Raw genomic sequence first — 12972 nt, forward strand, 5'->3', positions numbered from 1 at the left:
CTTTCATTCGGCGACTGCGGCGAAGCCGACAGTCTGCTTGGTGTCGGAGCCGATCTCCACATACCCGATGCTGGCGACCGGCACCACGATCTTCTTCTCACGGCGGTCGGTGAGGGTCAGCAGCGGCTTGGCGTTCTCCACCGCGTCAGCCACCGTCTTCTCGACGTCCTCCGCTGAGGCGTCGGTCTCGATGACGATCTCGCGGGAGACGTTCTGGACTCCGATACGAACTTCCATGCCACTCCTTCGGCTCGGCGCGATCTGTGCCGCTCCGATACTACCTACTGTGCCGGCGTGCCGGCGTCGGGCTCCTTGGGGAAGCCCGAGATTCCGCGCCAAGCCAAACGGGACGTCAGCTGCGAGGAGACGTCCAGGTCCGGACGCTCCGAGAGCCGGCTCCAGTGACGGGCCGCCGAGGTGATCATGCCGATGAGCCCGTGCCCCAGCAGGGTGGCCTCCGCCATGGGCTGGCCCGTGTCGTCCGCGATGACCTCCGCGATGGCGGCGGCCACATTGTCATGGAAGCGTTCCATGCGGGTCTCGACGGCCTCATCGTTGTCCATCCCGGAGGTGAACAGCAGCCGATAGGCCTCGTCCTCCCGCGAGATGAACTCGTAGAAGGCCGTCATGGTGGCCGAGACGCGCTCCTTGTTGTCCTCGGTGGACCCCAGCGCCTCCGTGATCATCCGCTCCAGCTGCGCCAGGTGCGTGTCCAGCAGGTCCAGGAAGAGCTCGTGCTTGCCCGGGAAGTGCTGATAGAGCACCGGTTTGGAGACCTGGGCGACGTCGGCGATGTCATCCATCGACGCCGCGTGGTACCCCTTGGCCACGAAGACCTGCAGCGCACAGTCCAGCAGCTGGCGTCGACGCTGCTCGCGCGGCATCCGCTTGGCGCGCTGCGGAGTGCTCGGCTCGGAGGTGGTCGCGTCCTGTGTCATGGACACCCAGTGTACGGAACCGCGCCCTCCCCGCGTGACACCTGTGCCCGTCGACGCGGACGCCCCGCCCGCCCGGCGACGGCGCCGAGCTGAGGGCCGGGACTCACACGCCGGGAAGGCGTCCGTACGCCGGAGAGCCGGTGGCCAGGTCCAGCAGTTCCGCGACCGTGTCCAGGTCGGTGGAGTTCTCTCCGATGAGGTTCGGTTTTCCCGCGCCGTGATAGTCCGAGGAGCCGGTGGTCAGCAGGTCGTGCCGCCGCGCCAGGTCCAGCAGGATGCGTCGGCCGTCGGGCGGATTGTCCCGGTGCCAGACCTCCACGCCGGCCAGTCCGACCTCGATCATCTCCTCCAGCTGATCCATCGACACCGTCCGCCCCCGCGTCGAGGCCATCGAGTGGGCGATCACCGGGACTCCCCCGGCCTCCCGGACCAGCCGGATCGCCGTGGTCGGGTGCATGTTCTCCTGGCTGACGTAGTACGGGGATCCGCGGAACAGGAGCCGATCGAAGGCCTCCTGCCGGTCGGCCACCGCACCGATGGCCACGAGAGCGTCCGCCAGATGAGGCCGCCCCACCGTGGCGCCGTCGGCGACCTGCTCCAGCACATCATCCCAGCTCAAGGGGAAGTCGACGCTGAGGCGCTCGGCCATGCGTTGGGCCCGCGTCACCCGTCCGGTCCGGGCGTCGCGGATGGCCCGGGCGAGGCCTTCGTGGTGCGGATCGTGCAGATAGCTGAGCATGTGGACGCTGATGCGATCATCAGTCAGCGTGGTGATCTCCATGCCGGGGATCAACAGGATCCCGTGCTCCTGGGCGGCACGCATCGCCTCGGCCCAGCCGACCGTGGTGTCATGGTCGGTCAGCGCCAGCCCGTCGAGGCCTGCCCGCGCCGCGGTGGCCACGACGTCTGCCGGGGACTGTGTGCCGTCGGAGCAGTACGAATGCGTGTGGAGGTCGACGCCCATGGACTCACTGTATCCGCCACAGAGGGTGAGTGGCCTCGTCCACGGTGGGAGCGGCCGCCGTTAAGTGGAACACTGGTGTCCATGCTCAGTTCGCAGAATCATGCTTCTTCCACTCGGGCGCCCGGCGAGGCGCCGTCGACGACGGCGGACGAGTCCGCCGACCAGCCGCTCGAGGACCGGGGCTCCAACCGGTCCCAGCGCCCCACCTCCGACGCGTTCCGCGAGTTCATGGCGTCCTCCTGGGCGCCGGCCGAGGACGTCCGACACGACCGTGACGCCGTTGCCGACCACGCGGCACAGCGCCGACGTCGGGTCTCCGAAGCCTTCGCCGGGGAACGGCTGGTCCTTCCGGCGGGACCGCTGAAGGTCCGCTCCAACGACACCGACTACCGCTTCCGCCCGCATTCGGCCTTCGCCCACCTCACCGGGCTGGGGGTCGACCACGAGCCGGATGCGGTCCTGGTGTTCGAGCCCGTGGACGAGGGTGCCGGCGATGACGGCGGCCACCACGAGTGCACGCTGTACTTCAAGCCCATGGCCGGCCGGGACTCCGAGGAGTTCTACGCCGACGCCCGCCACGGCGAGTTCTGGATCGGCCCGCGCCCGGGGCTCGACGAGTTCCGCCAGCGCCTGGGCCTGCGCACCGCCGACCTCTCCGAACTGGAGGTGGCCGTGACCAAGAACGCCGGCGCCGTGGAGATCGGCGGCACCCGGATCCGGCTGCTGCGGGAGGTGGACCTCAACGTCGACGCCCTGGTGGACACCTCCCGCATCAACACCGGCGTGGACCTGGAGGCCTCCGACTCGCTGGACGCCGAGCTCGCCGAGCACCTCTCCGCACTGCGGCTGGTCAAGGACGACTGGGAGGTGGAGCAGCTGCGCACTTCGGTGGCCTCCACGATCGCCGGCTTCCACGACGTCGTCGCCGCACTGCCCCGCGCGGTGGGCCACAGCCGCGGCGAGCGCGTGGTGGAGGGGGCGTTCTTCGCCCGGGCCCGCCTGGAGGGCAACGACCTCGGCTATGACACGATCGCGGCCTCCGGCAACAACGCGACCGTGCTGCACTGGATCCGCAACACCGGCGAGGTGCGCGAGGGCGACCTTCTGCTGCTGGACGCCGGCGTGGAGGCCGACTCCCTCTACACCGCAGACATCACCCGCACCCTGCCGGTGAGCGGCAGCTTCAGCGAGGTGCAGCGGCGGGTCTACGAGGCCGTGCTGGCCGCCGCCGACGCCGCCTTCGAGGTGGTCCGGCCGGGCATCCGCTTCCGCGAGATCCACCAGACCGCCGTGCGCGTGCTCGCCGAGCACCTGGACTCCTGGGGACTGCTGCCGGTGAGTCTCGAGGAGGCCCTGTCCGAGGAGGGTCAGCACCACCGCCGGTGGATGCCGCACGGCACCTCCCACCATCTGGGACTGGACGTGCACGACTGCGCCCAGGCCAAGCGGGAGCTCTACCTGGACGGCGTCCTCGAAGAGGGCATGGTGTTCACCATCGAGCCCGGCCTGTACTTCAAGGCCGAGGACCTCGCGGTGCCCGAGGAGTACCGCGGCATCGGGGTACGGATCGAGGACGACGTGCTGGTCACCGCCGACGGTGCCGAGAACCTCTCGGCCGCGCTCCCCCGGACCGCCGAGGACGTGGAGGCGTGGATGCGCGGGATCTGGGAGCGCTGAGGCCCGCCCTCCGGCGGACACGGGCGGCGGACGATCCCCCCGGCCCCTGTCACGTGAACAGAGCCCCGGGTGCCATGATGAATCGGCACCCGGGGCTCTTATTCGCCCGGGACCGTCTACGCAGGGGCGGTGTCGGCGCGGTCCGTCATGGCCCGTCCGACCGATCCGGGCTGCCTGACTGATCCGGGGGTCATTCTCCGGCACGCACCGCGGCACTGACGCGCGTCACCCAGGGCCCGAGTCGCCGGAAAGTGACTCCTCGATCGAGGACACGAGCTCGCCATGGCTGTTCAGACGCCGTGGGCCGGTCCTATCCTGACGGCACGGACCAGACAGGTCCCGTCGACTTCCCTAGGAGGCTCCCATGAGCATCATCGGCTGGCTCGTCCTCGGTCTCATCGCGGGCGCCATCGCTCGTGCCATCCTGCCCGGCCAGCAGCCCGGAGGGTGGATCGCCGCACTCATCACCGGTGTGCTGGGCGCACTGGTCGGCGGATTCATCGCCTCCGCCATCTTCGGCGTCAACGTCAACGATGCCTTCTTCGACCTCGGCACCTGGCTGTTCGCCATCGGCGGCGGCGTGATCGTGGCGTTCCTCTGGCAGGCCATCACCGGGCGGCGCGGCGCTGAGGCCTGAGGCCCTGTTCGCCGATCACTGACGGTCTGACTCCTGGGGCCGGCCCTCCTGTGCCCCGTCAGCCGCAGAGCGGTCGTCGCCCGGCTGTTCCTGCGCCGGCTGTTCCTGCGCCGGCTGTTCCGGGGAACGCTGCTCCTGCACGGGCTGTTCCGGGGAACGCTGCTCCTGCACGGGCTGCTGGTCCACACGGACGCCGAACCGGGGCCTGCCGTCAGGAAGGTCGTCGTAGCCCGCGCGAGGCTGCGCCGCCGAGGCGCCGCCCTGCTGAGCAGGATCGCTGGTGCCCTCCGGAGCACCCGCGGCCGGGGACGCGACGTCGGCACCCGCCGACGGCTGCTGGCTCACCGGCTGCTGGTTCGGCGACTGCTGGTCCGGCGACTGCTGGTTCGGTGCCAAGGGCTGGGATGTGGGGTCGTCATAGGCGGTCACGCCGCGCACTCCCGCGCCGGGGACGAGCTGCCGCGCCCGGTGGGCCACGGAAAAGTCACAGACGACGTCGAAGGTGGTCGCCACCAGCTGCGACGACGAGGCGAAGTCCCGCCGCCCCTTGCGGATCGCGTAGCTGATCACCCCGACGATCATCCAGATCGCCATGCCCAGCAGGACCGCCAGCAGCAGGTCCGGAAGACCGGACTCCGGGCTGAACAGCACGATGAGCAGTCCGATGAACGCCCCGAACATGGCGCCCTGCGCCGCACCGGCGCCGGCCACCCGCGGATAGGACAGCCGGGTGCGGATGTGCTCGACGGTCCGCAGGTCGTTGCCCACGATGGAGAGCGCCTTGATGTCGAAGCCGTCGGCGGCGGCCAGGTGGTCCACCACCTTTTGGGCATCCTCATAGGACCGGTAACGGCCCAGGAGCTCACCGCGGGGCAGCCCGCTGTTCTGGGGGGATGTCATCGGAGCATTGGTCGCCATGCCACCATTCTGCCCCGTCCCGGACGCGGTCGGTCCTCGTCCGGCTGTGAGTTCGCACAGGGCGCACCTGTGCGGCGCTCAGCGCCCCAGCTGGTGGACGAGCCCGCGCGGGAGGTCATGCGGACCCCACAGCCGTCCCGGATCCCTCACTCCGCGGACGCGCTGCGGCGGATCGTCGGCAAACCACCAGCCGGGCGGTCTCGGCACGGCGTCGGCAGGGAAGTCCGCCGCCGCGGCCACATGGACGGTGATCTGGTCCACCAGTTGGACCATCGTGGCCAGGCATGCCCGCGCGGCACCGGCCTGGATCGTGGTCGTGCGCTCCGTGGCCGCATCCGAGAGGGGCACCAGGTGGTCGTCGTGGGCCATCTGCTGCGGCAGGCAATGGTGGGCGATCCCGTTGCGCGTGGTGCGCCACCGCCGCAGCTCCTCATCCAGGTCACCGGGCGAACCGTCGGCGCCCAGAGCACCCGTGACAAGCCTCGGGCCCTGCGGTGACCGACCTCGCCACCCGGAGAAGACCCTCACCCGCAGCTCCTCCGGCAGCCTCGACCGTGTCAGACCCGCCAGGATCGCGCGCCAGCCATCGTCGCCCTCCGCTGCGAACACCGATCGGCCGTGCGGGGTCCGCGCAGTGCCGGGCCCGTGCCACTGCCGGCCCCGGCCCAGGTGGTGCAGATCCACGAGCTGACGTTCCAGCGCGGAGAAGGCCAGCAGGACGATCATGGGGTTGAGCACGCGGCGAGGCTGATCTCCGCGGACCTCACGCTCATTGTGGATCAGCACCAGGTCCACCGCCTCGGAGAGGCGCTCGATCGCCGAGCGGCAGGACTCTTCGAAGGCCTGCTCCTGGTCACCGCGCAACGGATGCGCCCTGCTCTCCTCCATAGTCGCCCAGTATGCCCGCCCCGAGCCGCCGGGACCATCGGCACGCCTGACGCGACCCGGCCCGCGCCCCTAGACTGGGCGGGTGTCTGATTCCCCCGTCACCGAGCGCATCCGCACCCGACTCTCCGAGGTCCTGGACCCGGAGATCCGGCTGCCGATCACCCAGCTGGGCATGGTCGGCGACATCTCCGTGGACGGCGAAGGTGCCGCGCGGATCCACATCAAGCTGACCATCGAGGGCTGCCCGATGCGCAGCCGCATCGTGGACGACGTCACCGCCGCCGCGGTGCGCGCCGAGGGCGTGACCACGGCCTCCGTCGAGCTGGACGTGATGACCCCGCAGGAGCGCGCCGAGCTCAAGGAGCAGCTGCGCGGCGGCGAGTCCGGACGCATCAACCGGTTCGCCCAACCGGAGAGCCTCACCCGGGTCTACGCGGTGGCGTCGGGCAAAGGCGGGGTCGGCAAGTCCACGGTGACGGTGAACCTGGCCTGTGCCCTGGCCGACCAGGGTCTGAAGGTCGGGCTGATCGACGCCGACATCCACGGCTTCTCGGTGCCGGACCTGATGGGCATCACGGACAGGCCCACCCGCCTGGACGAGATGATCCTGCCACCGGTGGCGCACGGGGTGAAGACCATCTCCATCGGCATGTTCCTGGACGGCAACCAGGCGGTGGCCTGGCGGGGCCCCATGCTCCACCGCGCCGTGGAGCAGTTCCTCACCGACGTGCACTTCGGCGACCTGGACGTCCTGCTGCTGGACCTCCCGCCGGGCACCGGGGACATCGCGATCTCTGTGGCGCAGCTGCTGCCCGGCTCCGAGCTGCTGGTGGTGACCACCCCGCAGGCCGCCGCCTCCTCCATCGCCGAGCGGGCGGGGGCGCTCAGCACCCAGACCGAGCAGAAGGTCGCCGGCGTCGTGGAGAACATGGGACCCATGACGCTGCCGGACGGCAGCACCCTGGACCTGTTCGGCAGCGGCGGCGGGCAGATCGTCGCCGACCGGCTCTCCGACCAGCTGGGGCGAGAGATTCCGCTGCTGGGCAGCGTCCCCCTGGACACGGGCCTGCGCCAGGCCGGCGACGACGGCGCCCCCGCCGTCCTCTCCGCACCCGACTCCCCCGCCGGCACGGCGCTGCGCAGCATCGCCTCCGCGCTCGCCCAGCGGCCCCGGAGCCTGACGGAACGTCGACTGCCGTTCGGCCCGGCCTGAGCCGCCGCCTCCTTCCGCGCCGACAGCGTCGGCTCGTCATCCCTGCTCCGGTGACCCCTCTCGCCTAGGATGGTGCTGTGCATCACAGGACGTCGTGCTGCGCACCTGCACCAGCACCGTAGATCCACGAGGGAGAACACCATGACCCGCACCTATCCTCGAGCCCGGACGGCCGGCGCCGTCCTGGCGGCCTCCGCCCTGCTGCTCACCGCCTGCGGCGACGACGGCGACTCCGCGGCCGAGGGCGGCGAGGACGTCGGCAGCCAGGACGCCGACTTCCTGACGATCGCCACCGGAGGCTCCTCCGGGGTGTACTACCAGATCGGCGCCACGATGGCGGACCTGCTCGCGGACGAGCTCGGCGCCGACACCTCTGTGCAGGCCACCGGCGCCTCGGCGGAGAACATCAACCTGCTCACCGACGGCAACGCCGAGATCGCCTTCACCATGGGGGATGCCACCGTGCAGGCCCTCGAGGGCACCGGTCCGTTCGAGGACGACCCCCGCGATGGTCTGCTCGCGATCATGACGATGTACCCGAACACCGTGCAGCTCATCGCGCGGGACGGCGCGGGCATCGAGTCGGTGGAGGACCTCGCCGGTGCCAATGTGGCCGTCGGTGACGTCGGCTCGGGCGTGGAGCTGAACGCGCAGATGGTCCTGGGCGCCTACGACATGTCCTATGACGACATCAACGAGGACTACCTGTCCTACGCGGAGGCCACCGACCAGATGGCCAACGGACACATCGACGCCCTCTTCGCCACCTCGGGTCTGCCGAACCCGTCGCTGACCGAGCTCGCCACCAACACGGACTTCATCACCGTCCCGATCGACGGGGAAGGCCGGGAGAACCTGCTCAGCGAGTACGAGTTCTTCGGCGAGAGCGTCATCCCGGCGGGCACCTACCAGGACGAGGAGGACGTGGAGACCGTCAGCGTCACCAACCACCTGCTGGCGTCCTCGGAGCTGAGCGAGGAGGCGGTCTACGACATCACCGCCGCCCTGTTCGACAACATCGACCGCATCCACGCCTCCCACGCCGAGGCGGAGAACATCACGCTCGAGACCGCCACCGACGGCCTGGTCATCCCGCTGCACCCCGGAGCCGCCCAGTACTTCGAGGAGCAGGGTGTGGACACCGGCGCCGAGGACGCGGAGGACGGCGACGCTGATGACGCTGACGACGCAGCTGAGGACGACGCTGAGGACGACGCTGAGGACGAGGGCGACGACGAGTGACCTCGGCTCGGGCGCGAGGGAGCTCGGTCCGCACCGGCTCGTCCGCGCCCCGGCCATGACTCGACGGCGGCTGCTCACCCGAGTCGGTGGGGCGGCCGCCGTCGTCATCGCCGCACCGAGCGTGCTGGCGGCGCTGACCGCCTGCGGCTCGGAGCGTCGGCTCATCTGCCGTCACCAGCGCACGCAGGAGGTCTACGCCTCCTGGCCGGTGGAGACCGGAGCGGTCGTCACCCACTCCTGGGTCCATTCCATCGAGCGCTCCCGGTGGACCGACAGCTATCGCGTCGAGGCCGACGGGCTGCTGCTGGTGCGCACCGAGTTCCAGGAGTACGGCGCCGGCATGCCCCTGGACGAAGGCGTGGTCACCCTGGAGGACGGCAGGGTGGTCATCACCGAGATCGACCGCCCCTTCGAGGCGATCCGCTGGATCCACTCGCACCGGGTGGACTACCGCATCGGCATCGACGAGGACACCGACCTCCTCGACCCCCTGCAGCTTCCCGACAATGAACCCGTAGAACTGAGGCCAGCATGATCAGGGAGAAGAAGACCTCCGACGACGGCGAGACAGGCCCGGAGCGTCCACCGGGCGGTGTCCGGCACGACTCCTCCGCCGACGCGACAGAGCTGCCGATCAGCGCGGACGGCACCCTGGAGGTCATCCCCGACTCGGAGGAGGAGCGCCGCGCCCGCGAGCAGGAGGCCGCGGAGGCCGCCGCGAAGTACGACGCCGAGTCCCGAGTCCGACAGACCCGCTGGCGTCCCCTGGCGCTGCTGATCAGCGCGGTGGCGATCTTCACCGCCGTCTACCACCTCTACACGGCCTACTTCGGCGCGCCGCCCACCCTGATCCACCGGTCGCTGCACGTCAGCCTGATCCTGTTCCTGGTCTTCATGCTCTACCCGCCCTCCCGGAAGGCCCAGGCCGCGTGGTGGCGGATCCCGGATGCCGCCCTGGCGCTGCTCTCGCTGGTGCCCGCCTGGTACATGTGGAGCAACTACGAGCAGATCGTGCTCCAGGCAGGACGGTTCACCACCAGTGACATCGTGGTGGCCACCCTGCTGGTGGTGCTGGTGCTGGAGGCCGCCCGCCGCGTGACCGGCTGGGCACTGCCCATCCTGGCGCTGCTGTTCGTGCTCTTCGGACTCTACGGGCGCGAGCTGCCCGGACTCCTGCGGCACCGCGGCTACGACTGGAACACCCTGGCCGACCAGTTCTACACCACCACCGAGGGGATCTTCGGCACCGCCATCGGCGTCTCCTCGACCTACATCTTCCTGTTCATCCTCTTCGGCGCCTTCCTGGCGAAGTCCGGGATGAGCCAGATGTTCAACGACCTCGCGCTGGCGATCGCCGGACAGGGCCGTGGCGGCCCCGCGAAGGTCGCCACCCTGGCCTCCGGGTTCATGGGCTCGATCAACGGCTCGGCCATCGCCAACGTAGTCTCCACCGGGGCGTTCACCATCCCGCTGATGAAGAAGATCGGCTACAGCCGCAACTTCGCCGGGGCTGTGGAGTCCAGCGCCTCCGTCGGCGGCCAGGTGCTCCCACCGATCATGGGTGCGGCGGCCTTCATCATGGCCGAGACCATCGGCGTCCCCTACACCACCGTGGCCCTGGCGGCCATCGTCCCGGCCCTGCTGTACTACGTCAGCCTGATCGCACAGATCCACCTGCGGGCCACCCGGATGGGGCTGCAGGGCATCGCCAAGGAGAACCTGCCGGATGTGCTGGGCGTCCTCAAGGACCGCGGCCACCTGCTGATCCCGCTGGCGTTCCTGCTCTACATGCTGTTCTTCTCCGGGCGCACCATCCTGTACTCGGCGTTCCTGACCATCCTGGTGACCATCGCCGTGGCCATGCTGCGGCGCACCAGCCGGATGAGTCTGCGGGACGTCCTCCAGGCGTTGGAGGACGGCACCCGGTCGGCCCTCGGCGTCGCGGTGGCCTGCGCCTCGGTGGGCGTGATCGTGGGCGTGGTGACGATCTCCGGATTCGGGGTGACGCTGGCCTCGGCGATCGTGCAACTCTCCGGCGGGGTGCTGTTCTGGACGTTGGTGATGACGATGCTGGCCTGCCTGGTCCTCGGCATGGGACTGCCCTCGATCCCGGCCTACATCGTCACCGCCACCATGGCAGCCCCTGCGCTGACGACGCTCGGGGTGGAGCCCCTGGTGGCCCACCTGTTCGTCTTCTACTTCGGCCTGTTCGCGAACATCACCCCACCGGTGGCGCTGGCGGCCTTCGCCGCCTCTGGCATCAGCGGGGGCAAGCCCATGGCCACCGGCGGGGCGGCCTTCAAGCTGGCCTCTGCCGGCTTCGTGATCCCCTACATGTTCGTCTACAACCCGGACCTGCTGCTGCGCGACGTCGACCTGCTCACCGGAGTGACGGTGGTCGCCTCCGCCCTGGTGGCGGTGCTGCTGCTGGGTGTCGCGCTGGAGGGCCACTTCATGGTGGTCATGGCCTGGTATCTGCGCCTCGTGCTGGCCGTCGGCGCGGTGATGATGCTCTCCGCCGACGTCCTCTACGACGTGATCGGCGTGGCCCTGGTGATCGCCGTGCTGGGGGTGCAGCTGCTCAGGGCCCGCAGCGCCGGCAAGCTGAGCCTGAAGGCCATCTGATCCGTCCGGCGCTCAGCCGGAGCGGCGACGACGCCGGGCGGCGAGGGCGGCCAGCAGGTCCTCCTCCGCCCGGGGCCCGGGCGTCACCCCGCCGGGCAGGCGGAGCATGAAGGTGATGCCCAGCAGCCACCACAGCCCGAACATGATCCAGGGCTGGGGCTCCAGGAACGCCGGCATGCCCGGCAGGTAGAGGATCAGCATCAGCGCGGAGGACGCGACGGCGGCCACGCCGACGGCCGTCCCTGCGGCCTGCGAGCCGCTGCCGACCTTCATGGGCCGAGGCATGTCCGGCTCGCGGCGGCGCAGCACCAGGAACACCAGGGCGACCAGCAGGTAGGTGATCACGATGCTCGGCGACCCGGAGTCCACCAGCCAGACGAGCATCACCTCACCGAAGAACGGGGCGATCACCGAGATCCCGCCGATGAACAGCAGCGCGTTGACCGGGGTGCCGTTGCGGCGGTGCAGCACGGCGAACCATGCAGGCAGCATGCCCGAGTTCGCCATGGCCCAGATGAGCCGGGAGGCGCCGATGAGGAACGCGTTCCAGGAGGTCAGCAGACCCGCGAGGCCTCCGGCCACCACCAGGTTCCCCCAGAACTGGGAGCCCATGAGCACCGCCATGGCGTCGGCGGTCGCGAGATCGAAATCGCCCATCTCAGTGGCCGGCAGCGCCACCGAGGTGGTCAGCACGATCAGGATGTAGAACGCGGCCGCGGCGAGCACCGAGACGACCACCAGGCGGCCGATCTTCCGGGCCGGAAGGTTGACCTCCTCCGCGGACTGCGGGATGACGTCGAAGCCGACGAAGAGGAAGGGCACCATCACCAGCACGGCGATGATGCCGGCCCCGCCCCCGGTGAACAGAGGCTCCGCATGGGAGGGCTCCCCGCCGAAGATCGCGGCGGCCAGCATGACCACGGCCACCACCACCACGAAGATGATCACCGAGGTCTGGAAGAGGCTGGCCGGCTTGATGCCGCGGATGTTCAGCCAGGTCAGCAGCACCGCGGTGCCGGATCCGATGAGCGCCCAGGTCAGGTGCACCTGGGAATCGGCGATCGTCCACAGCGGGATCTGATGCACCTGCGGGAAGATGTAGGCCACCGTACGAGGGATGGCCACCGCCTCGAAGGCGACGACGGTGATGTAGCCACCCACGATGCCCCAGGAGCCGAGCAGCGCCAACCGCGGGTCGAAGCCTCGCAGCAGGTAGTTGTGCTCCCCGCCGGCCAGGGGCATCGCCGAGACCAGCTCGGAATAGACCAGCCCGACCAGTGCCATGATGATCCCGCCGATGACGAAGGCGCTCACAGCGCCGAACGTGCCGGCGCTGTTCAGCCAATCTCCGGTCAGCACGATCCAGCCGAAGCCGATCATCGCGCCGAATCCGAGGAAGAACGTCTCCAGACTTCCCAGGGACTTGATGAATCGTCGTTCCGTCGTCGCCTCACCCATGTGGTCCTCCCGGCCTCGCCTCGTCCAGCGGTGTGACGCCCTCCGCTGAAGGTGTGGACCACACGATAGGCGCGTCAGAGGGACGTGTCCTCAGAGGTTTCGAGTCCGACCTGAGGGAGCGCCGGCGGACCCGGCACCGGCGGAGGGACCACCGGATGACGGACCGTGAGCTGACGGACCCGGCTCAGGTGGCGTCGACGTCGAAGGGCGCCGGCGTCGGGGGCGTGTCGGCCGATCCCGCACCGTCGCCGTCGTCGAGCGAGGCCGAGCCGGTGATTCCGGCGACGGAGGCACCGGCCAGCCCGGCCGCCAGTGCGCCCGAGCTCTTGGCGTCCTTCCCGGCCCGAAGACCTCCCGGGGGTCTGCGGACTTCTGGTGGTGGGCGGCCCCAGCGGTGCCGGCACGGCGGGCG

The 12972-nt window shown here is 69.9% G+C and carries 13 protein-coding genes; 6 read left to right on the forward strand and 7 right to left on the reverse strand.

The annotated features are described in order from the left end of the window. Positions 1–3 precede the first annotated feature (3 nt). The 3 genes from BCY76_RS11340 to BCY76_RS11350 form a co-directional block, all read right to left on the reverse strand. Positions 4–237, reverse strand: coding sequence for a DUF3107 domain-containing protein (locus BCY76_RS11340; protein ID WP_070160761.1), 234 nt, complete (start codon positions 235–237; stop codon positions 4–6). Positions 238–281: 44 nt separating this feature from the next. Next, complete coding sequence (locus BCY76_RS11345; protein ID WP_070160779.1) at positions 282–938, reverse strand: TetR/AcrR family transcriptional regulator; 657 nt, start codon at positions 936–938, stop codon at positions 282–284. A gap of 103 nt (positions 939–1041) precedes the next feature. Further along, positions 1042–1902, reverse strand: coding sequence for a PHP domain-containing protein (locus BCY76_RS11350; RefSeq protein ID WP_070160762.1), 861 nt, complete (start codon positions 1900–1902; stop codon positions 1042–1044). A gap of 81 nt (positions 1903–1983) precedes the next feature. On the opposite strand from BCY76_RS11350, the gene BCY76_RS11355 reads away from it, so the two are divergent. Then, on the forward strand, positions 1984–3579 hold the full coding sequence (locus BCY76_RS11355) for an aminopeptidase P family protein (RefSeq protein ID WP_085437702.1): 1596 nt from the start codon (positions 1984–1986) through the stop codon (positions 3577–3579). A gap of 364 nt (positions 3580–3943) precedes the next feature. Beyond that, the gene (locus BCY76_RS11360) at positions 3944–4216 is read left to right on the forward strand and encodes a GlsB/YeaQ/YmgE family stress response membrane protein (RefSeq protein ID WP_070160764.1); all 273 of its coding nucleotides are present in this window, start codon (positions 3944–3946) and stop codon (positions 4214–4216) included. 15 nt (positions 4217–4231) lie between these two features. Here the strand turns inward: BCY76_RS11360 and BCY76_RS11365 are convergent, their stop codons facing one another. Both BCY76_RS11365 and BCY76_RS11370 read right to left on the reverse strand, forming a co-directional pair. Beyond that, on the reverse strand, positions 4232–5116 hold the full coding sequence (locus tag BCY76_RS11365) for a general stress protein (RefSeq protein WP_139827754.1): 885 nt from the start codon (positions 5114–5116) through the stop codon (positions 4232–4234). Positions 5117–5212: 96 nt separating this feature from the next. Continuing rightward, positions 5213–6022, reverse strand: a complete 810-nt coding sequence (locus BCY76_RS11370) for a hypothetical protein (RefSeq protein ID WP_139827755.1) — start codon at positions 6020–6022, stop codon at positions 5213–5215. Positions 6023–6104: 82 nt separating this feature from the next. On the opposite strand from BCY76_RS11370, the gene BCY76_RS11375 reads away from it, so the two are divergent. The 4 genes from BCY76_RS11375 (at position 6105) to BCY76_RS11390 (ending at position 11102) form a co-directional block, all read left to right on the forward strand. Then, a complete protein-coding gene (locus BCY76_RS11375) occupies positions 6105–7235 on the forward strand; it encodes an Mrp/NBP35 family ATP-binding protein (RefSeq protein WP_070160769.1) in 1131 nt (376 codons plus the stop codon). Positions 7236–7376: 141 nt separating this feature from the next. Beyond that, positions 7377–8477, forward strand: coding sequence for a TAXI family TRAP transporter solute-binding subunit (locus BCY76_RS11380; RefSeq protein WP_070160770.1), 1101 nt, complete (start codon positions 7377–7379; stop codon positions 8475–8477). Positions 8478–8532: 55 nt separating this feature from the next. Then, positions 8533–9012: a DUF1850 domain-containing protein gene (locus BCY76_RS11385; protein WP_070160772.1), complete on the forward strand. Its 480-nt coding sequence runs from the start codon at positions 8533–8535 to the stop codon at positions 9010–9012. Next, positions 9009–11102, forward strand: a complete 2094-nt coding sequence (locus tag BCY76_RS11390) for a TRAP transporter permease (protein ID WP_083277576.1) — start codon at positions 9009–9011, stop codon at positions 11100–11102. The genes BCY76_RS11385 and BCY76_RS11390 overlap by 4 nt, the downstream gene beginning before the upstream one ends. 12 nt (positions 11103–11114) lie before the next feature. Here the strand turns inward: BCY76_RS11390 and BCY76_RS11395 are convergent, their stop codons facing one another. Both BCY76_RS11395 and BCY76_RS18160 read right to left on the reverse strand, forming a co-directional pair. Next, positions 11115–12560, reverse strand: a complete 1446-nt coding sequence (locus BCY76_RS11395; RefSeq protein WP_070160774.1) for an APC family permease — start codon at positions 12558–12560, stop codon at positions 11115–11117. Positions 12561–12744: 184 nt separating this feature from the next. Next, a partial coding sequence (locus tag BCY76_RS18160) for a hypothetical protein (RefSeq protein ID WP_201791120.1) occupies positions 12745–12972 on the reverse strand: 228 nt, incomplete at its 5' end.

It is taken from the genome of Nesterenkonia sp. PF2B19 (genome assembly GCF_001758425.2).
GTDB classification, from domain to species: domain Bacteria; phylum Actinomycetota; class Actinomycetes; order Actinomycetales; family Micrococcaceae; genus Nesterenkonia; species Nesterenkonia aethiopica.

Coding starts and splice junctions, on each gene's coding strand:
- BCY76_RS11340 (WP_070160761.1), bottom strand. CDS start 237: ATGGAAGTTCGTATCGGAGTCCAGAACGTCTCCCGCGAGATCGTCATC.
- BCY76_RS11345 (WP_070160779.1), bottom strand. CDS start 938: ATGACACAGGACGCGACCACCTCCGAGCCGAGCACTCCGCAGCGCGCC.
- BCY76_RS11350 (WP_070160762.1), bottom strand. CDS start 1,902: ATGGGCGTCGACCTCCACACGCATTCGTACTGCTCCGACGGCACACAG.
- BCY76_RS11355 (WP_085437702.1), top strand. CDS start 1,984: ATGCTCAGTTCGCAGAATCATGCTTCTTCCACTCGGGCGCCCGGCGAG.
- BCY76_RS11360 (WP_070160764.1), top strand. CDS start 3,944: ATGAGCATCATCGGCTGGCTCGTCCTCGGTCTCATCGCGGGCGCCATC.
- BCY76_RS11365 (WP_139827754.1), bottom strand. CDS start 5,116: ATGACATCCCCCCAGAACAGCGGGCTGCCCCGCGGTGAGCTCCTGGGC.
- BCY76_RS11370 (WP_139827755.1), bottom strand. CDS start 6,022: ATGGAGGAGAGCAGGGCGCATCCGTTGCGCGGTGACCAGGAGCAGGCC.
- BCY76_RS11380 (WP_070160770.1), top strand. CDS start 7,377: ATGACCCGCACCTATCCTCGAGCCCGGACGGCCGGCGCCGTCCTGGCG.
- BCY76_RS11385 (WP_070160772.1), top strand. CDS start 8,533: ATGACTCGACGGCGGCTGCTCACCCGAGTCGGTGGGGCGGCCGCCGTC.
- BCY76_RS11390 (WP_083277576.1), top strand. CDS start 9,009: ATGATCAGGGAGAAGAAGACCTCCGACGACGGCGAGACAGGCCCGGAG.
- BCY76_RS11395 (WP_070160774.1), bottom strand. CDS start 12,560: ATGGGTGAGGCGACGACGGAACGACGATTCATCAAGTCCCTGGGAAGT.